This is a genomic window from Lentzea alba, assembly GCF_011067745.1.
GTDB classification, from domain to species: Bacteria; Actinomycetota; Actinomycetes; order Mycobacteriales; family Pseudonocardiaceae; genus Lentzea; species Lentzea alba.
This window is the reverse complement of the sequence record NZ_JAAMPJ010000016.1, coordinates 79,420-105,058: the sequence shown is the minus strand read 5'-3', so window position 1 is coordinate 105,058 and position 25,639 is coordinate 79,420. Positions and strand designations below refer to the sequence as shown.

Sequence of the window (25,639 nt, the reverse complement as noted above, 5' to 3'; positions counted from 1 at the left end):
ACCTGTCGGGATCCGGACCCCGTCTCAGCATGAGTGGATCTTCAGCCGAGCTTCAGCTACGGGCGGTTTCAACCCGTACGACACGCTCTGTATTCCCGTTGCACCTGGTTGCGTGGGTCTGCTCACCCTGTGTGGCGCTAACCGGTCTTCGTGGAGCACAATATTCACGCAGGATGGAGGGGAGTACTCCCTAAGCGGCGGTGTCGTCAGTACGGAGCTCGGCGTGGAGCTTCCGGTGCCGTCGGTCGTTCGAGAGATCATCTCGGCGGCGGAGGAGACCTCCGGGTCATTTGGCGTGCGCTGATTATCCCGGAGGTTGGGTTGTGAACGTCCCCGCATGGATGTGGATCGCGACGATCGGTGGTCTGCTCGTTCTGCTCGCTGTCGACCTTGTGATCGTCGATCGAAAACCCCATGAGGTGACGATCGGTGAAGCCGCCCGCTGGGTGATCTTCTACGTTGCGATGGCCGCCGTCTTCGGGCTCGGCATCTGGTACTTCTCCGGTGGGCAGTACGCCACGGAGTTCTTCGCCGGGTACATCACCGAGTACTCGCTGAGCGTCGACAACCTGTTCATCTTCTTGATCATCATGACGACGTTCAAGGTGCCCGCGATCCACCAGCACAAGGTGCTGCTGATCGGCATCCTGCTCGCGCTCGTCATGCGCGGCATCTTCATCGCGGCCGGTGCGGCGCTCATCAGCCAGTTCAGCTGGGTGTTCTTCATCTTCGGCGCGTTCCTCATCTACACCGGCTGGCAGCTGGCGCGGGAGAACCACGACGAGGAAGAGGAGTACAAGGAAAACCTCATGCTCCGCATGGTGCGCAAGGTTTTCCCGGTCACCGACGACTTCCACGGCTCGAACTCGTTCATCAAGATCGACGGCAAGCGCTACGTGACCCCGATGTTCATCGTGATGGTCGCGATCGGCTCCACCGACCTGCTCTTCGCGCTCGACTCGATCCCCGCGATCTTCGGCCTCACCAAGGAGCCGTTCCTGGTGTTCACGGCCAACGCGTTCGCGCTGATGGGTCTGCGCCAGCTGTACTTCCTGCTCGGTGGCCTGCTGGCGAAGCTGGTCTACCTCTCGATCGGCCTGTCGGTGATCCTCGGCTTCATCGGCGTGAAGCTGATCCTCGAGGCGTTGCACACCAACAACCTGCCGTTCCTCAACGGCGGCGAGCCGTTCCACGTGCCGACGATCGGCATCGAGGTCTCGCTGTCGGTGATCATCGGCGTGCTGGCGATCACGACGATCGCCAGCCTCCTCAAGGTGCGGCGCGACCCGGAGGCCGCAAAGCACGTGGGCGCCAACCACTAACGGGTGATTCTCGCGCCACGCGGGGGCCTTTCGTACCGTCTGAGAGTACGTAGGGTCCCCGCGTGACTTTTAAGCCTGGACGAGTGGGGTGCCGTTTTGGTATACGGCGCGGATGGCCTGTTTCAGGGTGCCGGCTTTGACGTGTTGTTCGGCGTCGCCTTCCACCAGGACCAGATCGGCGAGCTTGCCAGGGGCGAGCTCGCCGAGTTCGTTTCCGAGGCGCATCAGCTCGGCGGCGGACGCGGTGGTCGCGTAGATCGCCTCGGCGGGCGACATGCCGTACTCGACCATCAGCGAGAGCTCGTTCAGGTTGTCGCCGTGCGGACCGACGCCGGAGTCGGTGCCCATCGCGATCTTCACGCCCGCCTGGTGGGCTTTCTGGAACGCCTGGAAGTGCTGCGCCACCACGGACTTCGCCTTGTCGAGGATGACGTCCGAGATCGCGACGCCGGCCGCGGCCTGGTCGAGCACCATCCGCGGCGCCATCAGCGTCGGCACGAGCCAGGTGCCGTTCTTGAGCATCTCTTCGACGCCCTCGTCGGTGAGGAACACGCCGTGCTCGATGGAGCGCACGCCGTTGCGCACGGCCGTGAGGATGCCGTCGCCGCTCATCGCGTGCGACATCACCGCGATGCCCGCCGCGTTCGCCTCCTGCACGATCATCGCGATCTCCTCGTCGCGGAAGTGCGCGTGCCGGGGGTTGCTGCGCGGTGACATGACGCCGCCGCTGGACGCGATCTTGATGATGTCGGCGCCATGGCGGACCAGCGTGCGGATGACCTTGCGCAGCTCCTCGGGACCGTCGGCGACGGTGTCCGGCAGGCCGGGGTGCAGCGGGGGTGAGATGTGCGCGCCGCACTGCATCCAGTCGTCGTTGTGGCCGCCGGTCTGCGACACCATGTTGACCGCGATCTGCATGCGCGGCCCCTGGATCAGCCCGCGCCGCACGGCTTCCGCGACCCCGAGGTCGGCGCCGAGCGCGTCGCGGACCGTGGTGATGCCGCACTCGAGCGTCGCTTTCATGTTCCCGATCGCCTCGTAGAACGGCAGCGAGAACGGCGTGTTCAGCGACCGCACCAGGTCGGCGCCGCTGAACATGAAGTGCACGTGGCAGTCGAACAACCCCGGCAGGACGGTGTGGCCGGTCGCGTCGACGACGGTGTCACCGTCGAGTCCGATGCCCACGTCGACGATGCGGTCGCCCTCGACGACCACGTCGCCGGGCTCCGTCGCCCGGCCGGTGAAGACCCTGCCCCCAGAGAACACGATGCGCGTCATACGCGGAAATCTATGCCGCGAGTCAATTTCTGTGATCCGTCAACAAACAGTTATGAGCGTTGCTAACAAGTTCTGTTAGCGTCCACGCCGTGCGCCCTGAAGACCTGCAGCTGCTCACCACGCCCGGCACCGTCGCCGTGTCCGGAGACCTGGTGCTGGTCAGCATCACCACGCCCGATCTCGAGAAGAACACCTACCGGGGCGGACTGCACCGGGTGTTCCCGGACGGCACGACAACACCGTGGACACACGGTGATCGCGACAATGCACAGCGCATTTCTCCGGACGGTCGTTCGGTCGCGTTCCTGCGTGTTTCCGGTAAGTCGAAGCCGCAGCTCTACGTCGCTCCGGTGGACGGTGGCGAGCCCCGCCGGTTGACCGATCTGCCGCTGGGCGCCGGTGCGCCGGTGTGGTCGCCGGACTCGTCCCGCATCGCGTTCGTGGCCCGCGTGCCCGAGGCCGGTCGCTACGGCACGACCGACGAGGGCCCAGAGGCCGAGGCGCCACGCCGCATCACGCGCCTGGACTACCGCTTCGACGACGTCGGCTTCCTCGCCGACCGGCGCCCGCGTCTGCACGTGGTGTCCCTCGACGGTGAGGTCATCGAGGTGACCGACGGCTCGTACGACGTCTCCGACCCGGCCTGGCTCGACGACTCGACGCTGGTGTTCGTGGCGCCGCGCGACCTCGGTGTGGTCGAGACGCTGCACTGCGACCTGTACTCCGTGCCCGCTGCCGGTGGCGCCGTGTCGCTGTTCGTGCGCGGTGCGGGCGAGGTCTCGATGCCGTTCGTCGCCAACTCGTCGTTGTACTGGCTCGGCACGGAGTTCACCGGGATCGACGCGGTGGCGCGCAACCACGGCCTGTGGCGGTCCGGGCTGGACGGCTCCGCGCCGGTCCGGCTCACCGACGCGGAAACCGTTGACGTGGAACGGCTTTCGGGCCAGCCCGTGGCCGATGCCGAGGGCGTGCTGCTCGTCGTGCGCAACCGCGGCGCGTTGGAGCTGCGGCGGATTCCGTTCGACGGTGGGCCCGGCGAGGTGCTCGCCGGTACCTCGGCGGCGGTTCGCTCGTTCGCCACGGACGGATCCACCGTGGTCGCCGTGGTGTCCACCCCGGACAGCCCTGGCCAGGTCGAGTTCGTCGGAACCGGTGTGCGCACGGCGTTCTCGTCGGTGTCCGCGCGTGAGGTCGTGGAGCTTTCCGGTTCGGCGTCGGACGGTTACCCGGTGCACGGCTGGCTGGTGCTGCCCGAGGGCGAGGGCCCGCACCCGGTCGTCATGGCGGTGCACGGCGGCCCGTTCATGTACCACAGCTGGGGTTTCTTCGACGAGGCCCAGGTCTACGCCTCGGCGGGCTACGCCGTCGTGCTGCCGAACCCGCGCGGTTCGGCGGGCTACGGCCAGTCTCACGGCCAGGCCGTGATCGGCAAGTTCGGCACCGTGGACGTCGACGACGTGCTGTCCCTTTTGGACGTCGCGCTGGCCCGCCCCGACTGCGACGCCGAGCGCGTGGGCGTGATGGGCGGCTCCTACGGCGGCTTCATGACGTCCTGGCTGTCCGCGCACCACGGCGAGCGTTTCAAGGCCGCCTGGAGCGAGCGCGCGGTCAACGCCTGGGACTCCTTCTCGGGTTCCTCGGACATCGGCTACTTCTTCACCGACGCCTACTGCGGCACCGACCCCGAGGCGCAGCGCGTGATGTCGCCGCTGACCTACGTGGAGAAGATCAACCTGCCGTTCGCCGTCGTGCACTCCGAACAGGACTGGCGTTGTCCTTTGGAGCAGGCCCAGCGCATGTTCGTGGCGTTGAAGCGGCGTGGGGTCGAGGCCGAGATGCTGATCTTCCCGGGCGAGGGGCACGAGCTGACCCGGTCGGGGCAGCCGCGGCACCGCAGGCAGCGCTTCGACGCGGTGCTGGAGTGGTGGGGCCGCTACCTCAAGAGCTGACCAGCTCGGAGGTGATGGTCCGGAGCAGTTGCTCTCGCGGCGGTCCGGCGGACGGGCGGGTGAGCCCCGCCCAGATCCGTTCGATGCGGTCGTGCAGGTCGCTGTCGGTGTCGAACACCGAAACCGGGTCGAGCAGGCCGATGCGGCCGATGGTCCGGCGCAGCACGTGGTCGTCGTGCGGTGCCGCGGCCAGCGCCGCCGCGAACGCGAACAGCGGGTAGCAGCCGTCGCGGCTGCTGAGGTCGACGGGCGTGCCGCTCCAGGCGAGCGTGCGCGCCGCGTCGGTCTCCAGCGCGAACGTGTGGCGTGCGCGGGCTTCCGGGCCGACGTCGGCGAGATAGGCCTCCGTGAGGTCCGCCGGTGTCGTGTGCACGGCACTGGCGCGACCCAGCGCCTGCGCGTGCACCAGTGCGAACGACAGCCCGTATGCGAACGCGGGATCGGTGTGGCACAACGCGTCGCCGACCGGCACGAGTCCCGGCACACCGGATCCGGCGGTGCGGTCGATGTTGGCCAGGCCTCCCATCGGCATGACGTCGGTGATGGGCCGGGCGTGGTCCGGTGAGGTCATCACGTCCAGCGGGGAGACCGCTCTGGCTGCCGCCATCCACGCGCGGTTGTCCCGCAGCGCCCGCAGGTCGTGGTCCGCGGTCGGGACCAGGAAGATCACCGCGAAGGTCCGGTTGTCCCCGCGGAAGGTGTTGAAGCCCATGTACCCGAGGTCGCCGCGCGGGTTGAGCAACCACGGCCCGGTGACGTGCTCGGCGCCGGGATTGAGCGCGAAGTAGCGGCAGTAGTAGATGGCGCCGCACTCGCTGGGCCGTGCCTCGGCGCGCGGCCAGCCAGGCGGGCAGCGGTACCGGCCGAGCGCGTCGACCACGACGTCCGCGGCGATCTCCTCCCCGTTGTCGAGGTGGAACCCGCTCGCTGCGGGACCCGTGATCTGCCTGCCCGCGACCAGCTCGATGCCGGGCTCGGCCGCCGCGGCGCGACGCAGTGCCCACTCGACCATCGGCCGCCGCACCCAAAGGTAGACCAGGTCCTCGTCGCCCGGCTGCCGCGGCCCCGACAGCTTCGCGGCGACGTCCTGCTCCTCGGCACCGGCGTCGAGCAGCGTGTCGATGACGTCCGGTGCGAGCTCGCGCAACACCTTGCGGCCCCGCGGCAGGAAGGTGTGCGGCTGCTGGAAGTGTGGGATGCCCTTGCGCACCACGGTGAACGCGTCCCGCGGCCGGTCCTGCGCCGTCACCCGATCACGTTCCACCACGACCGCCGAATGCCCGGCACGCGCCACCGCCAGGCCGGCGGCCAGCCCGGCGACACCACCCCCGGCGATCGCGAACCGCATCCGTTCAGGCTAGCCATGCGGCCGATCGGCCTACCAGGGTCATCAGGCCCCCGCTCAGCCGAGCAGCGTGTAGTTCAGCTCCTCGCACACCCGCGCCAACGGCAGGTCCAGGCCCGGGTGATCCAGCGGCAGCAACACGTCCGGCGCCGCGGGCAGACCGGAAGCCCCCGGCGGGTCCCACAGGCAGATGGCCGGGTCGCCGGAGTCCATCGACGACCGGTACCAGAGCCCGTCGAGCTCCGGATAAGCCGCCCGAATAGCCCGCGACCAGGCCTGCGTCACCAGTTTCGGCCCGGTGGAGATCTCCTGCGAGGCGCCGACGCGGGTGGGCCACAGACCGCCGAGGTCCAGCAGCCGCAGGGTGCGGCGAGGGCGCAGGACCACGAGGAACGGGCTGCGGGTGCGGCGGTCCACGATCGACGTGGCCTGGAAGACCTCGGCGATCGACGTGCGCACGGACAGTCCGAAGTAGAGGACGCCGTTCTCGTGGTCCTGGACCGGGCCGCCGTCGTCGGCCGGCTGTTGCGCGTCGAAACGGGCGTGGGGCAGCGGGCCCGTGTAGCGGAAGGTGTTCCAGCGCTGGGGGTGGGAGCCCTTGGCCGTGAACACGCGCACCAGGCGGGTGGCCCGGTGCACCGCCACCACGTCCTCGGTGCGGCGCAGGTGTGCTTGCAGCACGGCAGGGGCAGGCGGCTGCGGAAGCCGTGACATTCGGGTCCTGTCGGGTGTTCGGGAGCGCTCAGGCGGGGGTGCCGAGCACGGAGGCCAGGTCGGCGACGCGGCGCGGGTCTCCTCCGGCGAGGAGCCAGTCGCGCGGAGTCGCGGGCAAGCCGTCGACGGGCAGGTCCTCCTGGAGGGTGGTCATGAAGGCGGCGACTACGAGTGCCGGTTGGTCTGACGGGATCTCCGTCAGCACGGTTTCCAGGCCCGGCAGCACGCCGGTGCCCGCGAACTGCCACGCGGGCAGCCGCCAGCTGCCTCGGTCCTTCCAGCCCACGAGCCTGCCGACGCCGAGCCGGTGCCGGATGCGGCTCGTGTCGACCTGCAACTGGCGCGCGGCCTCTGCCACGGTCAGCGCCGAGTCGCGGAGCACGGCGTGCGCCACGACCGTGCGGGTGCGCGGGCGAGCATCGCCGGGGCCCATCGGGGACAGGTCCAGGCCGACGTCGGTGAGCGCCGCCTGCTGGTCGGGCGTGAAGTAGGTGGCCGGTTCCGGGTGCGGTGGAGCGAGCCTTCGCGCCGCATCGGTCACGAGGGCGAGGAACTCGTCGGGGCTCACCTGCAGGCCGGCCTTGGCCAGCACCGTCTCCAGTGCGGGACTCATGCGCACAGAATATCCCGTGCGTGCGCATTTGTGCGCCCTACGAACGGCTTAAGCAGGGACATTCGACGTTGCGCTCTCACACGGCGACGCTACGTGAGATTTCCTGGTGCAGACCGGTGACGTGGGCCTCATGTGGCACATCGATACCATTCCCCGATGCACCTGGACCGCACCGCCAAGCGGGTCGTGGTGGCGTGGGCCGCCGTCATGGTCGCCACGCTCGCCTACGTCATGATCCGCCCGCCGGGGTGGTCGCTCGACCTGCGCGTCTACCGCAACGGTGGCGATGCGCTGCTCCAGGGCCTGCCGCTCTACGTCGAGGGCTTCGCGAAGCCGCTCGGTGGTCCTGACCTGCCCTTCACCTACCCGCCGATCGCCGCGGCGCTGTTCAGCCTGCTCGCGCTGGTGCCGCTCGTCGTCGCCATCTTCGTGGTGGCCGCGGTGAACCTCGCGATGCTCACGGCGTTGTGCCTGATCGCGGCGCAACGCGTGCTCGGCTGGGGTCCCGAGGCCGTGAAGTGGGGCCTGGGGGCGGCAGCGGTGTCGTCGATCTTCGACCCGCTGCGCGAGACGCTGTGGTTCGGCCAGATCAACCTGTTGCTCGGCGTGCTCGTGATGGCCGACTGCCTGCTCGAACGCACCCGGTGGTGGCCGCGCGGTGCGCTGATCGGGCTGGCCGCGGCGATCAAGCTGACGCCGGCGTTCTTCGCGTTGTTCTTCGTGGCGCGAAGGCAGTGGAAGCCCGTGTTCGTGTCGATCGGCTCGTTCTTCTTCTTCGGGTTGGTGGGGTTCCTCATCGCGTTCGGCGACGCGAAGGAGTACTGGACGCACGCGCTGCTCGACCCGAGCCGCGTCGGACGGCTCACCTACGCGTCGAACCAGGCCATTCGCGGCACGCTCGCGCGTTTCGGACTGGAGAACACCGCCCAAGTCGCCGTGTGGGCCGTGCTGGCCCTTCTGGTCGTGGCGACGGTGTGGTGGTTGGCGTCGCGTCTGGGTGAGATCGAGGCGTTTTTTGTGGTCGCGATCGGTGGCCTGCTGATCTCGCCCGTGTCATGGGGACACCACTGGATCTGGATCGGGCCCGCGCTCGTGCTGCTGTCGCGTCCCGCGTTGCGCCGCCACTGGGCGCCGTGGGTGGTCGTGGCGGTGTTCGCGATCGGGCCGCACTGGCTGTTCCCGCGCGACAACGACGTCGAGCAGAAGTGGGCCTGGTGGCAGCAGGTGATCGGCAACCTCTACGTGTTCGTGGGGATCGCCGTGCTGGTCACGCTCGCGGTGCGGGTTGTGCGAGATCGGCGCCGAGCTTCCTCAACCGCAGGCTGAACAGCACCAGCACCACGCCCCAGAGGATCGCGAACGCGCCGATCGTGATCACGAACGCCAGCGCGCTCGCGGCCGGGTTCACGATCAGGATGATGCCGAGCAGCACCGTCAGCACGCCGGTGATGACGTAGAACCACTCGTTGCGCATCACCTTGCGCAGGCGGATGGCGTCGATGATCTGCAGCACGCCGGTGACCAGCGCCCACGCCGCGATCAACAGCAGCAGCGCGGTCGCCGTGATACCCGGCCAGAACAACGCGATCAAGCCCGTGACCAGGCCCAGCGCACCGATGAGACCGAGCGCCCAGCGGGCGGGCCACTCCTTGTGGGTCAGCGTCAGGTACAGCATCATCGCGCCGTCGACGAACGCGTAGGCGCCCCACAGGATGATCAGGGCGAGCAATGTGAGGCCGGGCCAGATCAGCGCGGCCAGGCCGAACAGGACAGCGAACACTCCGCGCACCGTGAAGATCCACCACCGTTGCATGTCGAGGATGGTCTCCACTGTTGGTGGGGTCGGCAACCTGAGACCCTCGTTCGGTGCTGATCCGAGTGGCTGACTGGGAACGGATTCGTTCCGGCGAGGTCACGCTGCAGTTCCGCCGGTGGAAGCGGCCGACGGTGCGTGCGGGCGGGACCTTGCGGACCTCGCAGGGCGTGCTGGCGATCGACGCGGTGGACGTCGTGTCGCGGGTGACGCGAGTGGAGGCGAACGCGGCGGGATATCCGACCGTGAAGGCTCTGATGTCCTCAATGGACGGACGTGAGGGTGCGCTGCACCGCATCAGTCTGCGTTTCACCGGTGAGGATCCACGGGCTGAGCTGCGGGCATCGTCCGATGTGGACGGAATAGAGCTCGCTGAACCGGCGGTGGCGCTGCTGCGGCTGATCGCGGCGAACCCCGGCGTGCGGGCCCAGGACCTCGCTTCGAGCGTGGGCCGCGAGAAGGCGCCGTTCAAGGCGGACGTCCGCAAGCTCAAGGCGAAGGGGCTCACCGAGTCGTTGCGGGTGGGGTATCGCCTCTCCCCGCGGGGAGAGGCGTACCTGCGTTCACTTGACGACTAGGGCCTAACCCTGCCCCGTGATGATCGACACCGCGAGGTCCTGCGCCTGCTCGTTGACCTCGCCGACCTGGAAGTTGCGCGACATCGCGTGCGCCACCAGTTCGGGCTCCGGCGGCAGGCCGTACTTGCGCAGGTAGTGCGGCACGGCGCCGGCCCAGATCCAGGTGCCGTCGGTGCGGAAGTTGAGCGGCACGTCCTGCTCGCCGGTCTGCGAGAACTCGTCGAGGTCGTAGCTGCGCGCGGCGAGCACCACCGGCGCCGACTCGAGGTAGTTGAGCAGCCCGTCCATCAGCTGCGGGTCGACCGGCTGGCGGTTCACGATGATGCGGCCGTCGTCGTTCTTGCCGTCGTAGACCCGCGCGGTCCGCAGCTCGTTCGACCCCGCGACCTGGGCCGGCTGGTCCGGCGTGACCACGGGCGGGACCTGGAACTCCTGCTGCGGTGCGGGTTCCGGCTCGGGCGCGGGCAGCGGCGGCAGGCCGACGCGCTGACGCCACCAGTCCGGGATCTGCCGGTCCGGGCGGGGGAACGTCTGCAGCTCGTCGCGGAAACCGATGGGCGGCGGCGCGTTGCGCCAGCGCGGCTCGTCCTCGGCGTTGAAGTCGACCGTGAACGCCGCGGGCGCCTCGATCTCGTACGTGGCGCTCAGCCACGTGCCGCGGTCCGGGTGGTACATGCCGCCGCGCAGGTGGCCGAACATCTGCACCACGTCCATCGGCGGACGCACCGGACGCAGTTGACCGTCGGGTCCCGCGAACGCCAGGTCGACCTCGATGTGCCGGCCCGCGGCGCGGTACTCGGCCCGGATGCGCTGCCAGCCCTGCGGTACGGCCGGCAGCATGGCACGGCCGATCTGCCGCACCAACTGCTGCTGGTCCTGCTCGCTCAGCGGTGTCGCCGGCTGGCTCATGTGGTCCTCGCCCCTCTCCCCGTGCAAAACGCCGCTGATCTTATCGGGCTGCCGCCGCACGTGCGGCGGTTGGCGGGGGAGAGCCCGGATGACGGATCACGGCGTGGCGGCGGCGCCCAGCCAGTCCGGCACGTGCTCGTCGGTGCGCGGGAAGAGCTCCAGCTCCCGCGCGTGGGCCGGCGGGGGCGGCGGGTTGAGGAAACGCGGCTGGTCCTGGCGGTTGTACTCGATCGCGTAGTTGTCCGGGTAGTCGAGCCAGTAGGTGGCGTGCAGCCACGTGCCGCGTTCCGGGCGGGCCATTCCGGCGCGCAGCCGGGCGAACAGGCCGGGCACCTCGTCGGGCAGGTCCCAGCCCCACATGCCCCCGTCCGTCATGCGCAGCAGGCCGCCCGCCTCGACGTGGTCGCCGATGGCCTTGTAGTCGACCTGGAGGTGCTTCCATCCCGCCGGCAGGGCCAGCACCAGTCGCCCGGTGATCAGTTGGAGCAGCTCGTCCTGCTGGACCGGGTTGAGTGGTTCCGTCATGGCCTCAGTATCCCGCAGTCGTCTGGTCGTCTTCGGGCAGCTTGGCGCGCAGCCAGTCGGGGACGTGCTCCGGCGCGCGCGGGAAGCGCTCCAGGTCGCGTGCCCACTCGTGTGGGCTCAGGTCCGGGTACCACTTCGGGTCGAAGTCGTAGTTGTAGACGACGTGGAACGCGGCCGGCGGGTCCATCGTGTACCGCAGCGAGAACCACGTGCCGCGCTCGTCCGTGTACATCAGCTCGCGCAGCTCCCGCAACGCCCGGCCCACCGACAGCGGCAGGTCCGCGGACGGGCTGGAGTGGTCCGGCATCAGCACGACGAGGGACATCAAGTCCTGCGTGAGGGCCACCGACGCGCTCAGGTCGATCCGGGACCAGCCCTGCGGGCACCCGCCGATCAGATCACGGCCGATCTCCTGCAGCAGCTCCTGCTGCCGCTCATGGGGTGGGCGGGGGGAGGACGACTCGGTTGTTCCTGGCGGGGTCGGGGACATTTTCGAAGCTCCTGATCACCAATTGGGTCTTGGGCGGTGGCGGGTCGGACACCGTGAGGTGGTAGCGCGCGTGCAGCCTGTCCGGCGTGTGGATGTCCGGCGTGGTGCGCTCGGCCCAGAAGTCCACCCGGTCCACGGTCGTGCCGTCGGTCGCCGCGTGCCGTGCGATGTCCTCCTCCATTCGCCGCCAGGTGTCGTCCGTCGACCCGCCGTCGATCCTCATCGGGCGGTTCTCGTAGGCCCACTGCGGGACGTGGTTGATCCGCTCGCCGGGACCGCCGGCCTCGAACGCCACGATGTGGCCGCCGTCGAACTTGAACAGCTCGTGCCGGTTGCCGTAGTAGTTGAACGGCGCGTACTCGCCCGCGGTCGGGCTCTTGTAGCCCTCCGGGCCACCGCTCGCGATCCGGCCAGTGTCGGGCTGGACGCCCTCGCCGGGCGAGCCCGGCTCGACACCGCGCCGCGGGCCCCAGAAGTCCTCGGCCCTGGTGCCGCTCGGCGGGTACACCGGGCGGCCGCTCGCGGCGGCCGTGTCGCCGTGCACGTCGGTCCGGTACAGCTGCTGGGGCACCTGCGGGTCCATGCCGTCCATGTGCCGCGGACCGACCGCGAACGTCGTGTTCGGCGCCGGGACCGGCAGGCCCGCGTCCCACGTCTGGGCGGTGCCCAGCTCGGGGTTGAAGCCCTGGGCGCTGTTGCCCGACCAGGTGTGCACGTGCGACACCCGGCCGTCGGCGCCGGTGTAGAAGGTGCCGTGCCAGTCGCCGTTGTCGTTGTAGACGTCGTAGCGGGCGTGCGGCTGCAGCGGGTTGTCCGGATCGTTGCCGCGCAAGGAGAACGGACCGTCGCCGTCCGGCGGGGGAGCCGGGTTGTAGTTCTCGTGCGGCGGCATCGTCCGGTAGTTGCCGTCGGGTCCGCCGGGCGGGTTCCACTCCACGGCGGGTGGCGTGCGGGTCTGGTCGAAGTCGTCGAAGCGGTCGGCGGGGCGGTGGTCCGGGGACACGTCGGGTGTGGTGTCCGGTGACGTGCCGGTGTCCGTCGTTCCCGTGGTGGTGTCCGGGCGGGACGTTCCGACGTCGGGATCCTGCCCCTGGAACGTGTGCGTGCTGGTCCCGGTGCTCACCTGGTACACGACACCCCGCTCGGGCCGGGTGACGTCCGGGTTGGCCAGGGCGCCCGAGCTGTCGCGGGTGTTCGACACGCTCGTGTCGACGTGCGTGACGTTGCGGTTCGCGTCCGTGTAGTACGTGCCGCGCACCGAGCCGTCCGGGTGGTGGACGACGACGCGGGAGTTCGGCTCCAGCGGCGGGCCGCCGTTGAAGTCGAGGACGCGCTGGTTCGGGTCGACCTCCACGTCCACGCGCGGCAGGTTCTCGGGCGGGTCCCACGGCACGGTCCGCTGCGGCGTCGGGTCGCGGCCCTCCGGCGGGTCGGTGATCGTGTTGTCCCGTCCGCGGTCGCGTGCGTCGTCCGGGTCCAGGTCGTGCTTGTCGGCGTCGTTCGTGCCCGGCGCGAAGCCGTCGTCGCTCGCCCTGGTGCGGGTGCCGTCCGGGCTGTGCGTCTCCCACTCACCGTTCGGTGGGATGCGCGGCCGGCGGTTGCCGTCGGGGTCGACCTCGGCGTCACTGGTGTAGACGCGGCCGTTGCTGTCGGTCCAGGCGGGCTTGGTCGGCGCGAGGACGTCCGCGCCGGTGTGCCGGGAGAGACGGTTGGCGAAGTCGTTCGAGCCCGCGTCGCAGCCGATCAGGCGGATCGGCGTCTTGCCGTCCCAGCCGTTGCGCCGCAACAGGTCGCCGTACTCCTCCGGGCTGTAGCTGTGGTTGCCGATGCGGGCCCGGCCGTCCGGGGTGACGTGGACGTCGGCGGTGAAGTAGCGCGGGTCGTGCGGGACGCGCTGCGGCAGGTCGCCCATGTCCGAGTCGCCCCGGTGGTGCGAGATGCCGGCGGGCGTCGTCTCGCCGTGCCGGGCGTGGGCGTCGTCGATGTCGGGCCGGTCCGGCGTGCCGGGGCCGTCCGAGTCGTGCGGCGGTGACCAGGGGTCCTGGTCGGATCGCTGGTGCGGGACCGAGTCCTGGCGCGGGGTCGGCTCCGGGGTGTGCCGTGCAGGCGCGCTGTCCGGCGCGTGGCGCGGGGGCGGCGTCTGCGCGTCCGGGTGACGCTGGGGTGGCGGGCCGTCGAAGGGCCGGTTCGGGGCGTGCGGGGACGACGGCTGGTGCGGCGCGTTGGGGTGGGACGTCGGCGCCGGGCCCCGGCTCTGTGGGCCGGTGTTGGGCTGGTTGCTGTGGGGCCGGTTGGTGTGGGGCGCGCCGCCGGGGGCCGGGTTGCCGTGGGGCGGGTTGGCGTGGGACGGGCCCGTGTTGCCGGGGCCGTGGTGGGGCGGGTTCGCGTGGGACGGACCTGCCTGCGACGGACTCGTGTGCGAAGGCCCGCTGTGCGGTGGCGCGTTGTGGCCGGGGCCGGTGTTGGACGGTCCGGCGTTGCTCGGCCCGCTGTGCGATGGGCTGGTGTTGCCGGGCGCGTTGTGCGATGGGCTGGTGTTGCCGGGCGCGTTGTGCGAAGGGCCGGTGTTGCTGGGCGCGTTGGGGCCGTGGGACGGACCTGCCTGCGACGGACTCGTGTGCGAAGGCCCGCTGTGCGGCGGCGCGTTGTGCGGCGACCCGTTGTGACCGGGGCCGGTGTTGGACGGTCCGGCGTTGCCCGGCCCGTTGTGTGAAGGGCTGGTGTTGCCGGGCGCGTTGGGGCCGTGGGACGGGGCGCTTGGGCTGTGCGGGGCGGACGGGCCGCCCTGCGCAGTGTTCGGGCGCGTCGGGGCCTGCGGGGCGTCGGTGCGGGCCGAAGGTGCCGATGGCGTGTGTGGTGCGTTCGGGGACGACGGCTGCGGGCGCATCGGGGCGTCAGTGCGCGGGGCGCCTGCCGAAGGGGCGTGCGGGGCTCCACCGGACGGGGCGCCGCTGGCGGGCATGCCGCCGGACGGGGCGCCGCCGAAGGGCGTGCCGCTCGACGGGGCGGACGGCGTTGACGGGGAGGACGGGGCCGGCGGCATCGACGTCGGGCGGGACGGGGCGTCGGCGCGGGAGGCTGACGTCGACAGGTCGGGAGAGCGCGGGGCCGGGGCGCTGGAGCCCAGGTCGCCCCTGCTGCCGGGAGTGCCGGTCCAGCCCTGGCCGCCGGTCTGCGGGCGGCCCGCGGCGGGGGAGGACGGGGCGTTGCCGCCCGCGTTCGGGGTGCCGCCGCCCATCGGGGCCTGTTGGGTGGGCGTTGACGAGGGCGTGCTGTCCGGGGTTCGGGTGGGGGCCTGCGGGGCGTCCGGGCGGGACGGGGCCTCTGGCGGTGCCACCGACGACTGGACGGTCTGGCCCGTGTTGCGGGTCGGGGCCGGGGCGTCGGGAGTGGAGGACGGGCCACCGGTGTGCGGGGCGCTGGAGGGCGCGGACGACGGAGAGCTGTCCGGGGTGCGCGGGGCCGACGGCGCCGACGCGGTCGAGGCGTTGTCGGGGGTGCGCGACGGGGCGTCGGGGGACGAGCTGTCCGGGGTTCGGGACGGCGACGGGGTGTCCGGGTTCGACGCGCTGTCAGGGGTTCGCGACGGTGAGGGCGCGGACGACGGTGACGAGCTGTCCGGTGTCCGGGAAGGACTTGGCGCGTCCGGAGTGGAGGACGGCGGAGTGGAGGACGGCGAAGAGGAGGACGGCGAGGAGGAGGACGGCGAGGAAGGCGAAGACGAGGACGGAGAGCTGTCCGGCGAAGACGAGGGCGAAGAAGACGAACTGTCCGGAGTGGACGAAGACGAGCTGTCCGGAGAGGACGAAGAGGAGGACGACGACGAAGAAGAGGAAGGCGAGCCGTTTCCGCCGGAAGGCGAGAGGTCCGGAGAGTCGGTGCGGTGGAACAACCCGCCGGGCTTGATGGACTTCGTGGAGATCACGTCCAGGCCGGTCACCTTGCCGACCAGCTTGCCGACGACCTTCATGATCTTCGTGAAGATCTCGACCAGGCGGCCCAGCAGCGGCGAGACCTTCTTGATGGTCTTGATGAGCTTCTGGATCAGCTCACCGATCCGGGCCGCCCACTTGGAGATCGCGGTCACGGCCTGCGCGACGATCACCGGCGTGCCGAAGCCCAGGGTGAAGACGGCTTCCAGGACCCACGTGATCAGCTTGGCCACCAGGTCGGCGATCAGGTCGCGCACCATCTCGCGCACGAACCCGACGACCATGCCCATCACGCCGACGACGGTGCCGACCGAACCCGCGGTGGAGGCGGCGCCGGACAACGCGTCCAGCTGCTCGCCGGCGGCCTTGCGGTAGGCGTCACCGGCGGCGCCCGACCACGACGCGGTCTGGTCGACGGCGGCCTTGTAGTCGGCGGCGACCTTGCCGAGCTCGGCCGAGACGTTGCCCCACGTCGTGGAGTACGACTCGATCACCGGCGGGTCGCCCGCCAGCCAGTCCAGCGCCTCCTTCAACGGCTGCATGTGCTCCATCAGGAACGAGGCGGCGGAGGACAGCAGCGTGCCGAACGGGTCGATCGCCATCGAGGCGGCGTCGGCGACGAGACCGACGACGCCGAGGCCGCCCTCGATCCAGCTGCCCTCGGAGATGCCCTTGTAGGCGTCGACCGCGGAGTCGGCGATGGAGAAGCCGGTCGCCCAGCCGTTGTCACCGGTGCCGGCGTTGAAGAAACCGGACGGCTCCGCGGGCGCCTGTGCCACCAACGGGTTCGGTGTGGACATCAGAAGCCCTTCAAGGTCTTGGTGATCTGGTCCTCGACCTCTTGGTAGTGCTTCGCGGTCTCGGTGACCTTCTTCGCGGTGGAGTCCATCGCCTCGGCGACGCCCTTCAACGCGTTCATGCCCCACTGCTCAACGGGGTCGAGCAACATCCGGAACGGCTGGCAGATGATCCCGTACGCGTCGGTCGGCATCGACACGGTGTTCGCCGCGTCCACCGCTCCCTGCAACCGCCCGTGCAGGCCCTCCAGGGCCTTGGCGTGCGCTTCCAGCACGTCCGACGTGACGTTGAAACCGGAAGTCATCACGAACCCCCTCAAGTTCGAGCAGCGGACAGAAAGATCAGGAGAGCACGGAGTTCCCGCCGAAGTCGTCGTCATCGTCCGACGGGGGACGGCGACGAGGCGGAGGCGGTGCGGACGGCCTCGGGGGCGGCGGCGCGTCGTCCTCGACCCGGAAGCTCATCTCGTTGCGGTCGTACGGCGTGCGGGTGGGCTCTTCCGCCGGTGGCGCCGGGAAGTTCTTCTTGGCCTCGTTGAACAACACGTTGGCCGTCTCGTCCTGCGTGCCGATGGTCTCGGCCATGGCTTCCTGCAGCAGCTCGGGAATCCGGGACTGCGCGCGCTGCAGCAGCTTCATGATCTCGCCGCTGATCTCGGACATGCGCTTGCCGGCGGCCGACTCGTTGATCACGAGGTTCTGCAGGATTCCGTTGGACCCGACCAGGATCTCGATGGAACCGTCCGACGATCGCTCGTTGATCGTCATTCCCTGCACGCGCGTCGCCATCTCCTGATAGCGCGCGGCGCGTTCCTGGATGTTCTGGTTCCAGTTCGCGAGCATCTGCTCGGACCCGGCGATGTCCTCGGGCACCGGTTGTTCCCTCCCACAGCGGCAGCGGACTCAAAGGATGACGCAGCCGGATCCGATCTCGTTCCGTCTGCTGATCAAATGGACCGTTCAGACCAACGGCGTCCCACTGAACGGACCAGTGGGACGCCGTCGCGTCATCGGGCCTAGTTCACGCCCAGCAGGTCGACGACGAAGATCAGCGTCTCGTTGGGCTTGATCGCGCCACCGGCGCCGCGCGCGCCGTAGCCCAGGTGCGGCGGGATGACCAGCTTGCGGCGGCCGCCGACCTTCATGCCCTGAACACCCTGGTCCCAGCCGGCGATGACGCGGCCCGCGCCGAGCGGGAACTGGAACGCCTCGCCGCGGTCCCAGGACGCGTCGAACTGCTCGCCGGTCGAGTGCGAGACACCGACGTAGTGCACGGACACGAACTGACCGGCCGTGGCCTCCGCACCGTCGCCAACGGAGATGTCCTCGATGAGCAGGTCGGCGGGCGCCGGGCCGTCGTGCGGGTCGACCTCAGGCTTCGTGGGGGCCATCACAACTTCCTCTCGGAACGGGATTGTTCGCGGTCGATCCAATCACGCGTGCCCGGACACGGCCGAATGGCCTACGCAGACCAGCCCTTGCCGGTCTCAAATTCCTCTGTTGATCTGTAACGACCTCCGGCCCTGCATCCGGGGGACACAACCGAAAAAGGAGATGATCATGGCGGCAACCCTGCACCGCCTCCGGTCATGGCTCGGCGCGGCATTGGCGGCAGCGACGCTGTCGATGGCGTGCGTCAGCGTGGCCGAAGCAGCTCCGACCCCGACCACCGACGGTGAGTTCGGCGTCCAGATCGTGGGCGGCACGCGCGCGAGCACGTCCACCTACCCGTGGGTCGTCTACCTGGCGACCAGCAGCGGCTTCCAGTACTGCGGTGGCACGCTCGTCGCTCCCAACAAGGTCGTCACCGCCGCGCACTGCACCGAGGGCGACTCGGCCTCCGCGGTGCGCGTCGTGGCCGGCCGGGACGACAAGAACTCCACCGCGGGCACGGTCGCCCGCGTCACGAAGATCTGGATCCACCCGAGCTACACCGACGTGACCCGCGGCTACGACGTCTCGGTGCTCACGCTCGACCGCAACCTGTCCCAGACCCCGATCAAGTTCGCCACCTCGGCGGACAGCGCGCTGTACGCGGCGGGCACCAGCTCGACGATCCTCGGCTGGGGCGACACCTCGTCCGGCGGTTCGGCGTCGCGCTACCTGCTCAAGGCCACGGTGCCGCTGACCAGCAACTCCACCTGCGCCAGCGCGTACGGCAGCAGGTTCAACGCCACGCACATGGTGTGCGCCGGGTACACCCAGGGTGGCACCGACACCTGCCAGGGCGACTCCGGTGGCCCGCTCGTGGCCGGTGGCAAGCTGATCGGCATCACGTCGTGGGGCGACGGCTGCGCGGACCCCGGCATCCCCGGCGTCTACGCACGCGTCTCCACCTACGCCGCGCAGATCCAGGCGCAGCTGTAAGACCCAGAAAACTCCGGGAAGGGTTGTCGCAACGGCGCGCAACCCTTCCCGGTGTTGTTTCCGTCCTGAGGGCATGAACGGCAGAAAGCTGTTGGCCGGCGCCGCCGTGCTGGCCGTCGCCGGAGTGAGTGTGAGCTCCGCGGTGAGGGACGAAACCCTCACGCCACCACCGATCGTGGACTACGGTCCGGTGCGTCTTGTGGCGTTCGACTCGTGCGACAACGCACTGACCGAACTGCGCAACGCCATGGCGCCGTACGTCAGCGCGTACGGCCTCGGGGGCGGTCCCATCATGTACGCCGAAGGCATGGCGGCCGCGGACACCAACAACAGCGCGGGTGTCGCGCAGAAGAGCATGCCGGAGGCGAGGGCTGCCACGCCGCCCGAGCAGCAGCAGGAGCACTCGACGACGAACGTCCACGAGCAGGGCGTCGACGAGCCGGACGTCGTGAAGACGGACGGAAAGCGCGTCTTCTCCATCGCGGACGGCAAGCTGCGCGTGATCGACGTCGCGAGCCGGAGCATCACCGGCACCGTCGACCTCGGTCAGCGGCACGCGAGCCAGCTGCTGGTCTCCGGTGACCGCGCGCTGGTGGTCGCGGAGAACCAGGGCCCGATCATGGAAAAGCCCGTGCTCCCGCCCGACCGCCCGTACATCGCCGAGTCCGGCACGGAGCTGGTCCTCGTCGATCTCAAGGCGCTCAAGGAGATCAGCAGCCTCAAGACCGACGGCTTCTACCTCGACGCCCGCCAGATCGGCGGCACCGCCCGCGTCGTCGTCCGCTCGCAGCCGCGCATGCCGTGGGTGTACCCGAACGAGACGATCAACGAAGCGGGTGCGTTGCGGCGCAACAAGGAGATCCTGCAGAGCGAGCCGATCGGCTCGTGGCTGCCGCGCTACGAGCTGAACCAGAACGGCGCCAAGACGAGCGGCAGCCTCGTCGACTGCGCGAACGTCAGCCACCCCGTCGTGCACTCGGCGGCGTCGATGCTGACCGTGCTCACGTTCGACCTGTCCGGTCAGCTCGGCACTGGCCAGCCGGTCTCGATCGTGGCCGACGGCGACACCGTCTACGGCACCGACCGCAACCTCTACATCGCCGACGACCACCGGCTGCTGCCCGAACTTCCCACCAGGCCACCGGTGCAGCGGCCGATCACCACCGCGATCCACCAGTTCGACATCAGCCAGTCCGGCCCGCCCAAGCACGTCGCGTCCGGTGACGTCGGCGGCACGCTGCTGAACCAGTACTCGTTGTCCGAGCACGACGGCGTTCTCCGCGTCGCCACGACCACGGGAACAGCGACGCGTTGTTGTTGGCGCATGGGCGATTTCGCACCTCCGCAGCAACAGCAGCCGTCGGAAAGCTTCGTCACGACGTTGCGCCGCAACGGAAACGAGCTGAGCAAGGTCGGTCAGGTCGGTGGGCTCGGCAAGGGCGAGCGCATCTACAGCGTGCGGTTCATCGGCAAGATGGGCTACGTCGTCACGTTCCGGCAGACCGACCCGCTCTACACGCTGGACCTCAGCGATCCGAAGCAGCCCAAGGTGATGGGCGAGCTGAAGATCACCGGCTTCTCCGCCTACCTGCACCCCGCGGGCGACGGCAGGCTGATCGGTGTCGGCCAGGAGGCGACCGATCAGGGCCGGACCACCGGTACCCAGGTGTCGTTGTTCGACGTGAGCAACCCCGCGTCACCGCAACGGCTCGCGCAGTACCACCTGCCGAACTCGAGCTCCGAGGCGCAGTTCGACCCGCACGCGTTCCTGTACTGGCCCCAGGACGGCACGCTCGTCGTCCCGGTGTCGCAGTACAAGACGAACTACGAGGTCGCCTCGCTGGTGCTGAAGGTCGACGGCAACCAGCTGCGCGAGTCCGGCAAGATCGTCGAGCCGTCCAGCCGCAACTACGGCGGCGGTGCCAGGCGCACGATGGTGATCGGCGACCAGCTGTGGTCGATCTCCAACGTGGGCGTGCAGATCAACGCGCGCAACGGCCTGGCCCAGCAGGCCTGGCTGCCGTTCACGCCGTAGCGCGGTCCCCGTTGAGCAGGCGGTGCGCCAGCACCGTGCCGCCTGCCATCGCCGCCGGGATCACGATCATCGCGGCCAGCGGGATCAGGCACAGCAAATACGCGGGCACGGCGAACCCGAGCACCATCGACCGCCGGGTCGCGAGGATCTTCCTGCGCTGCTTGAACGAACGACCGCGGCGCGTGAACGGGATGCCGGTCAGCTCGATGCCGAGCAGGTAGCCGTTGATGCACACGGCGATGATCGGCACGAGGGTCTGCCCGACGACCGGGATGAACCCGCAGAAGAACAACGGGATCGCGAACAGGATCGAGGTGCCGACCAGCAGCAACGTGCTGCGCAGCCCCACCAGGAACCCGCGCCACCAGCCGACCTGCTCGGCCTCGGGCACACCGCCGAGCTCGTCCTCGACCTCCTCGGCGATGTACTCGTAGAACGGGCCGCCGATCATGATCGTGATCGCGGTGAACAGCAGCACGCTCAGGCCGAGGAGCGCCGCGATCACCGAAATTCCGACGGCGACCTCGACGACGCCCTTCCACGTGTCGCTCCACGAGTCCGCGAACCCGGTGAGCCAGTCCGCGATGGAGTCGATGTACAGGAACAGCAGCACCCAGCCGGTGATCATCAGCACCGCGGTGATGACCGCGGGCAACGCCCCGACGAGCACGCGCTTGGGCGAGCTGAACACCAGCCTGAACCCGCGCAGCAGCAGAGCGACGCCGGCCCCGAAGTCCTTGATCACGCGCGCAGGATAGTCGCTGCGGGTCCCAGTTGAGACGAGGTGGAGTGAAATCGCCGGGACCGGCATGATGATGAACTTGAGTGCGGGAGGCGTTGAGGTTGAGCAACCCAGCTAAGAACGCCGTCGTCGTCCCGGACGGGCCGTTGCCGCTGTTACCGCCCGCCATCTGGGAGTCGAGGGAAGTGCACGACGCGGTCGCCGCGGACTCGCCCGGCACCGTGGTGGCCATCGCGCGCAAGGCGCACGGCCTGCGTCAGGACGAGCTGGGCACCCTCGCGGGGTTCTCCCAGTCGGCGATCTCCCGGCTGGAAGCCGGCAGCAACATCGCCTACGACATGCGCGTCCTGCGCACCCTCCAGCGGTTGCTCGGCATTCCTGCCCATCTGCTCGGGCTGATCGACCGCACGGTGCCGATGCGGTCCGGCGAGGCCCGCAGGCTCGGCGTCGGCGGGCTGGAGAACGTGGCGAAAGACCTGGTCGTGGGGATGGAGGGCAAGGCGCTGATGGCGTTGTGCGCCTCCGCTGCCTTCGGCCCGGCGAACGGCACCGGTGCGTTGGCCGACGACGCCGTGAGTCAGCTGCTGGTGTTGCGCAGGATCGTCAACGACGCGCACAACTGGCGTGGCACCGGTGCGCTCATACCCGCCGTGCGCGGCATGTACGACTTCATCGACGTGTTGCGGCGCAACGCGCGGGGCGACGTCCGTCGGCGGTTGCTCGGCACGGGTGCGATGTACGCCGAGTTCTACGGCTGGCTGCACGAGGAGATGGGCGACATGCGCGGTGCGGGCGCGTGGACGTCGCGCGCTCTCGAGCAGGGCCAAGCGGCGGACGACCGAGATGTCGTCGCGTACTGCTACGTGCGGATGAGCCAGCTCGCCGAGGTCGAGGGCGACGACGACCGCGTCATCGGCCTGGCGCGCGCTGCCCAGCGCGAGACCGGGCTGAGCTCGGTCGTGCGGGCGATGGCGTTGCGGCAGGAGGCCCGCGGCCTCGCTCGGGCGGGCGTCGACGCGTCCATGCAGCGGTTCGACCTCTCTCACTCGCTGGTGCAGACCGTGCAACGGCCGCAGACCGACGAGTACTCCATCGGCTACTGCTTCACCGAACTGCACGTGCAGATGCAGCGCGCCGCCAGCATGGTCGACCTCGCCGACCACCAGCACGCCATCGACGCCTACACGGCCCTCATGCCCAGGTGGGGCGGCATCTGCCAGTGGGAGCAGGGCGTGCACACGGCCAAGCTGGCCTATGCGCACGCGGCCAGCGGTGACGTGGAACAGGCCGTCACCTTCGGGTTCGCGGCGCTCGACCTGGCCCGCGCGACGGGCTCGCAGCTGATCGTGAACGAGCTCGACAAGCTCGACCCGTGGGCCGCCTCGCCGGCGATCGCCGCACTCGCCGCCGAAGTCACTCAGCTGCGCTGAGCCGCGTATGCGAGTTCCGCATACGCGACCTGGAAATCGTGGGTAAACCTCCCGATTTCGTCCTGCGGCCCGCACGATCTAGGTGTGATCGACCTAGCCGAACGAACGCCACGATCGGACGAGGTCAGCGCCGAGAGCTACTGCGCGGCGGTGGCAGAGCGGAACTCTGGCCCCTACCGGCTCAGGTTCTACGCGACCACGCACGCCGTCGTGTGTGTGGTGGACGACGCCGAGGTGAAGGCATGAGCGCCCAAGAACGAATGGAAACGCGCATGCCGGTATTGCTGGTCCGCAAGCGTGCGGGTGTTGTTGGAGAGACACAACGCACGTGCCACCTCGTACCCATGCCCGACGACGACCGCACACCGCTCGCGCTCACCGCGTACTGCGGCGAACTCATCCACAGCGGTGAGGCCGAACTGCTCGAACAGCCGTCTGGGATGCCCTGCGTCGGCTGCTTGTTTCGCGTCCCGATGCCCCGCAGCGGGGAGCTAGGCCAGGACTGGTGACGCGATGCAGGCCGTTCCGACGTGACGGAACCCGACGCGCTCGTAGACCCGCGCGATCTCAGGGCTTCCGGCCGAGAGGAACACCAGCGCAGCGCCCCGGTCCAGCGCATCGCGCGCCAGTTCCGCGGTGACCGCACCACCGAGGCCACGTCGCCGTGCCGCCGGCAACGTGCCGATCCCCGCGATCTCCACGACGTCACCCGCCCGTTGCGCGGTACCTACCGCCAGCACGCCCTCGCCTGGCAGGTCGGCCACCGCGTGACGGTGCCGGGTGCTCAGCGGAGTCGCTCCGCGCACCGCCGCGTCCCGTTCCTCGACGCCGATCTCGCCACGTGAGGTGCCCGGTGAGGAGAACGCCAGCTCCGCCACCACCGAGACCTCTGCCGGCCGTGTGTCGAGCACGCGCACATGCGGGTGCGGCTCCGGCAGCTTGTCGGGGTCGAGCACGAGCAACGGCGCCCGCAGCACCTCCAGGCCGGCCGCGATCGCGTGGTCGTAGAGGTCCGGCGTCGTCTCGTGCACCCACTCCAACGCCTCGGGCACACCGAGTTCGCGTTGCCGTGCCCTCATCTTCACGACGTCCGCGACCGTCGGCCGCCCGCCGGGATGCCGCGGCCGCGCGTAGTACGGGTAGCCGTCGCCCGCCTGCAGGAACAGCACCAGCTCGCCGTGCTCCTCAACGCGAGATCCCGGTCGGGGCACAGAGTCGTAAAAGTCCTCGAGAACGTCCCACACGGACGATCACGCTAGCTACCTTTGGCGGTATGACGCACGGCAATTCCCGCATCGAGCCGACATGAGGCTCTTCGCGGCCTGCACCGCCCTCCTCCTCGTCCTCACCGGCTGCGGCAGCGACGAGGACCGGTTCGCCCGGCCCGGCGCGCCCAAGGCGTCACCCAGCGGGAAGTTCGTCGCGCACGCCGAGAGCGCGAGCGAGGTGCGGGTGACCGACCGCAACGGCGGTGAGGTGTTCCGCAAGTCCTACGAGTACGCCACGAGCTCGCGCGCCGACGCCATCGGCGTGGTGTGGTTGTCCGAGAAGGACCAGCTGTGGGTGCTCGTGCCCGGTGACACGAGCGAGCGCGTCGAAGCCGGGCCGGACGGGGTGTGGACCGCGGTCACGGCCGAACTACCCGGGGAGATCACGCGGCTCGGGTGAGGCCTGCTCCTCGGACTCGCCCTGCGCGAGCCGGCGGCCGCGCTCCAGTTCCGCGTCGAACTCGGCGCCGAGCAGCACGGCGATGTTGGAGATCCACAGCCACACCAGGAAGACGATCACACCACCGAGTGAGCCGTAGGTCTTGTTGTAGGACGCGAAGTTCGCCACGTAGATCGCGAAACCCACGGTCGCGAGCGCCCACAGCACGATCGCCAGCAGGCTGCCGGGGGTGACCCAGCGGAAACCGGGCTGCCGGACGTTCGGCGCCGCCCAGTACAGCACCGCGAACGCGAGGCTCACCAGCAGCAGGATGACCGGCCACTTCACGATGTCCCACACGGTGACGACCGTGTCGCCAAGCCCGATCGCGTTGCCGACGGTGTCCGCGACGCCGCCGGTCAACACGAGCGCGCCCAGCGTGAGCGACACCAGCACCACCGATCCCAGCGTCAACAGCAGCCGCAACGGCACCGTCTTCCAGAACGGCCGGCCTTCCTCGACGTCGTACACGGCGTTGCACGCGCGCATGAACGCGCCGAGGTAGCCCGACGCGGTCCAGAACGCGGTCAGCAGAGCGATGATGCCGAGCAAGCCGGCGGAGTTCTGGCTTTTCCGCAACTCGCCGATGGACGACTTCACGAGCTCGCCCGCCTCACCAGGGGCGACCTGGTCGACGTACTTCAGCAGCTCCTGCGTCGTCGTCTCGCCGAGCAGCGCGAGCACGGACGTCAGCACGATGAGGCCGGGGAACAACGACAGCACCGCGTAGTAGGTGAGTGCCCCGGCCCAGTCGGTCAGGTTGTCGTCGTTGAACTCTTTGACTGTCCGTTTGAGAACGCCCCACCAAGCGCCCTTGGGCAACTTGGTGGGGTGGTCGACCGTTTTACCTGCGGGCACGGCGCCAGCTCCACGAACGGCTGCCGGTACCGACTCCAGCCAGGTGCAGGGCGATGAGCAGCAACCCGAGCGTCACGAGGGTGCCGCCGGTGATCGCGCCACCGAGTGACACGTCCGCGAGGTCGAACAGCAGGGCAAGGCCGAACGCCACTGCGGCGATGATTGCCAGCACGTCTACCTCCTCAATGAAGTGACCTGCGGATACCCACTTCGTTAGCCGGGAATCACACCGTTC

26 protein-coding genes are annotated in these 25,639 nt (G+C 69.5%); 10 read left to right on the top strand and 16 right to left on the bottom strand.

What is annotated here, in order from left to right; all coding sequences use genetic code 11:
• Positions 1-323 precede the first annotated feature (323 nt).
• A complete protein-coding gene (locus G7043_RS41905) occupies positions 324-1,322 on the top strand; it encodes a TerC family protein (RefSeq protein WP_166054293.1) in 999 nt (332 codons plus the stop codon).
• Positions 1,323-1,391: 69 nt separating this feature from the next.
• Here G7043_RS41905 and G7043_RS41900 read toward each other — a convergent pair whose 3' ends face one another.
• Positions 1,392-2,600 (bottom strand): metal-dependent hydrolase family protein, encoded by a 1,209-nt coding sequence (locus G7043_RS41900; RefSeq protein ID WP_166054292.1) that lies wholly within the window; start codon positions 2,598-2,600, stop codon positions 1,392-1,394.
• Between the two features lie 89 nt (positions 2,601-2,689).
• Here G7043_RS41900 and G7043_RS41895 point away from each other — a divergent pair, with 89 nt between their 5' ends.
• Positions 2,690-4,549, top strand: a complete 1,860-nt coding sequence (locus tag G7043_RS41895) for a S9 family peptidase (RefSeq protein WP_166054291.1) — start codon at positions 2,690-2,692, stop codon at positions 4,547-4,549.
• Here the strand turns inward: G7043_RS41895 and G7043_RS41890 are convergent.
• Genes G7043_RS41890 through G7043_RS41880 form a run of 3 tightly spaced genes read right to left on the bottom strand, consistent with a single transcriptional unit; the run spans position 4,539 to position 7,221 of the window.
• Positions 4,539-5,897 carry a hypothetical protein gene (locus G7043_RS41890; protein WP_166054290.1) on the bottom strand — a complete coding sequence of 453 codons (1,359 nt, stop codon included), beginning with the start codon at positions 5,895-5,897 and terminating at the stop codon, positions 4,539-4,541. The two genes, G7043_RS41895 and G7043_RS41890, sit on opposite strands and share 11 nt — an antisense overlap.
• 54 nt (positions 5,898-5,951) lie before the next feature.
• On the bottom strand, positions 5,952-6,608 hold the full coding sequence (locus tag G7043_RS41885) for an RES family NAD+ phosphorylase (RefSeq protein ID WP_166054289.1): 657 nt from the start codon (positions 6,606-6,608) through the stop codon (positions 5,952-5,954).
• Between the two features lie 28 nt (positions 6,609-6,636).
• Positions 6,637-7,221 (bottom strand): DNA-binding protein, encoded by a 585-nt coding sequence (locus G7043_RS41880; RefSeq protein WP_166054288.1) that lies wholly within the window; start codon positions 7,219-7,221, stop codon positions 6,637-6,639.
• 156 nt (positions 7,222-7,377) lie between these two features.
• Here G7043_RS41880 and G7043_RS41875 point away from each other — a divergent pair, with 156 nt between their 5' ends.
• The gene (locus tag G7043_RS41875; protein ID WP_166054287.1) at positions 7,378-8,547 is read left to right on the top strand and encodes a glycosyltransferase 87 family protein; all 1,170 of its coding nucleotides are present in this window, start codon (positions 7,378-7,380) and stop codon (positions 8,545-8,547) included.
• Here the strand turns inward: G7043_RS41875 and G7043_RS41870 are convergent.
• Complete coding sequence (locus G7043_RS41870; RefSeq protein ID WP_166054286.1) at positions 8,489-9,034, bottom strand: HdeD family acid-resistance protein; 546 nt, start codon at positions 9,032-9,034, stop codon at positions 8,489-8,491. The genes G7043_RS41875 and G7043_RS41870 overlap by 59 nt on opposite strands.
• A gap of 53 nt (positions 9,035-9,087) precedes the next feature.
• On the opposite strand from G7043_RS41870, the gene G7043_RS41865 reads away from it, so the two are divergent.
• Positions 9,088-9,612: a hypothetical protein gene (locus G7043_RS41865; RefSeq protein WP_166054285.1), complete on the top strand. Its 525-nt coding sequence runs from the start codon at positions 9,088-9,090 to the stop codon at positions 9,610-9,612.
• A gap of 3 nt (positions 9,613-9,615) precedes the next feature.
• Here the strand turns inward: G7043_RS41865 and G7043_RS41860 are convergent, their stop codons facing one another.
• The 7 genes from G7043_RS41860 to G7043_RS41830 all read right to left on the bottom strand — a co-directional run bounded on the left by G7043_RS41860 (position 9,616) and on the right by G7043_RS41830 (position 17,656).
• A complete protein-coding gene (locus G7043_RS41860; RefSeq protein ID WP_166054284.1) occupies positions 9,616-10,521 on the bottom strand; it encodes a hypothetical protein in 906 nt (301 codons plus the stop codon).
• A gap of 96 nt (positions 10,522-10,617) precedes the next feature.
• Positions 10,618-11,046, bottom strand: coding sequence for a hypothetical protein (locus tag G7043_RS41855; protein WP_166054283.1), 429 nt, complete (start codon positions 11,044-11,046; stop codon positions 10,618-10,620).
• A 4-nt stretch (positions 11,047-11,050) separates the two neighbouring features.
• Positions 11,051-11,536 (bottom strand): hypothetical protein, encoded by a 486-nt coding sequence (locus tag G7043_RS41850; RefSeq protein ID WP_166054282.1) that lies wholly within the window; start codon positions 11,534-11,536, stop codon positions 11,051-11,053.
• Positions 11,481-16,268: a hypothetical protein gene (locus tag G7043_RS41845; protein ID WP_166054280.1), complete on the bottom strand. Its 4,788-nt coding sequence runs from the start codon at positions 16,266-16,268 to the stop codon at positions 11,481-11,483. Before G7043_RS41845 ends, G7043_RS41850 begins: the two co-directional genes overlap by 56 nt.
• On the bottom strand, positions 16,268-16,570 hold the full coding sequence (locus tag G7043_RS41840; protein WP_207312444.1) for a type VII secretion target: 303 nt from the start codon (positions 16,568-16,570) through the stop codon (positions 16,268-16,270). Before G7043_RS41840 ends, G7043_RS41845 begins: the two co-directional genes overlap by 1 nt.
• 37 nt (positions 16,571-16,607) lie before the next feature.
• Entirely contained in the window at positions 16,608-17,138 is a 531-nt protein-coding gene (locus tag G7043_RS41835) for a YbaB/EbfC family nucleoid-associated protein (protein WP_313888348.1), read from the bottom strand.
• 143 nt (positions 17,139-17,281) lie between these two features.
• Positions 17,282-17,656, bottom strand: coding sequence for an FKBP-type peptidyl-prolyl cis-trans isomerase (locus tag G7043_RS41830; RefSeq protein WP_166054278.1), 375 nt, complete (start codon positions 17,654-17,656; stop codon positions 17,282-17,284).
• Between the two features lie 169 nt (positions 17,657-17,825).
• Here G7043_RS41830 and G7043_RS41825 point away from each other — a divergent pair, with 169 nt between their 5' ends.
• Both G7043_RS41825 and G7043_RS41820 read left to right on the top strand, forming a co-directional pair.
• Positions 17,826-18,632 (top strand): S1 family peptidase, encoded by an 807-nt coding sequence (locus G7043_RS41825; RefSeq protein ID WP_166054277.1) that lies wholly within the window; start codon positions 17,826-17,828, stop codon positions 18,630-18,632.
• A gap of 73 nt (positions 18,633-18,705) precedes the next feature.
• Positions 18,706-20,667, top strand: a complete 1,962-nt coding sequence (locus G7043_RS41820; protein ID WP_166054276.1) for a beta-propeller domain-containing protein — start codon at positions 18,706-18,708, stop codon at positions 20,665-20,667.
• On the opposite strand, the gene G7043_RS41815 is transcribed toward G7043_RS41820, so the two are convergent.
• Positions 20,657-21,412: an EI24 domain-containing protein gene (locus tag G7043_RS41815; RefSeq protein ID WP_166054275.1), complete on the bottom strand. Its 756-nt coding sequence runs from the start codon at positions 21,410-21,412 to the stop codon at positions 20,657-20,659. The genes G7043_RS41820 and G7043_RS41815 overlap by 11 nt on opposite strands.
• Before the next feature lie 98 nt (positions 21,413-21,510).
• Here G7043_RS41815 and G7043_RS41810 point away from each other — a divergent pair, with 98 nt between their 5' ends.
• The 3 genes from G7043_RS41810 to G7043_RS41800 all read left to right on the top strand — a co-directional run bounded on the left by G7043_RS41810 (position 21,511) and on the right by G7043_RS41800 (position 23,348).
• Positions 21,511-22,839 carry a helix-turn-helix domain-containing protein gene (locus G7043_RS41810; RefSeq protein ID WP_166054274.1) on the top strand — a complete coding sequence of 443 codons (1,329 nt, stop codon included), beginning with the start codon at positions 21,511-21,513 and terminating at the stop codon, positions 22,837-22,839.
• 84 nt (positions 22,840-22,923) lie between these two features.
• Positions 22,924-23,085 (top strand): hypothetical protein, encoded by a 162-nt coding sequence (locus G7043_RS41805; RefSeq protein ID WP_166054273.1) that lies wholly within the window; start codon positions 22,924-22,926, stop codon positions 23,083-23,085.
• A complete protein-coding gene (locus G7043_RS41800) occupies positions 23,082-23,348 on the top strand; it encodes a hypothetical protein (RefSeq protein ID WP_242643280.1) in 267 nt (88 codons plus the stop codon). Before G7043_RS41805 ends, G7043_RS41800 begins: the two co-directional genes overlap by 4 nt.
• On the opposite strand, the gene G7043_RS41795 is transcribed toward G7043_RS41800, so the two are convergent.
• Positions 23,331-24,083 (bottom strand): GNAT family N-acetyltransferase, encoded by a 753-nt coding sequence (locus G7043_RS41795; RefSeq protein WP_207312442.1) that lies wholly within the window; start codon positions 24,081-24,083, stop codon positions 23,331-23,333. The two genes, G7043_RS41800 and G7043_RS41795, sit on opposite strands and share 18 nt — an antisense overlap.
• Positions 24,084-24,144: 61 nt before the next feature.
• Between G7043_RS41795 and G7043_RS41790 the strand changes: the two genes are divergently transcribed.
• Complete coding sequence (locus G7043_RS41790) at positions 24,145-24,507, top strand: hypothetical protein (protein ID WP_166054272.1); 363 nt, start codon at positions 24,145-24,147, stop codon at positions 24,505-24,507.
• Here G7043_RS41790 and G7043_RS41785 read toward each other — a convergent pair.
• Together G7043_RS41785 and G7043_RS41780 are read right to left on the bottom strand one after the other, a co-directional pair.
• On the bottom strand, positions 24,478-25,404 hold the full coding sequence (locus G7043_RS41785) for a YihY/virulence factor BrkB family protein (protein WP_166054271.1): 927 nt from the start codon (positions 25,402-25,404) through the stop codon (positions 24,478-24,480). The genes G7043_RS41790 and G7043_RS41785 overlap by 30 nt on opposite strands.
• Entirely contained in the window at positions 25,391-25,576 is a 186-nt protein-coding gene (locus G7043_RS41780; RefSeq protein WP_166054270.1) for a hypothetical protein, read from the bottom strand. The genes G7043_RS41785 and G7043_RS41780 overlap by 14 nt, the downstream gene beginning before the upstream one ends.
• Positions 25,577-25,639: the final 63 nt, after the last annotated feature.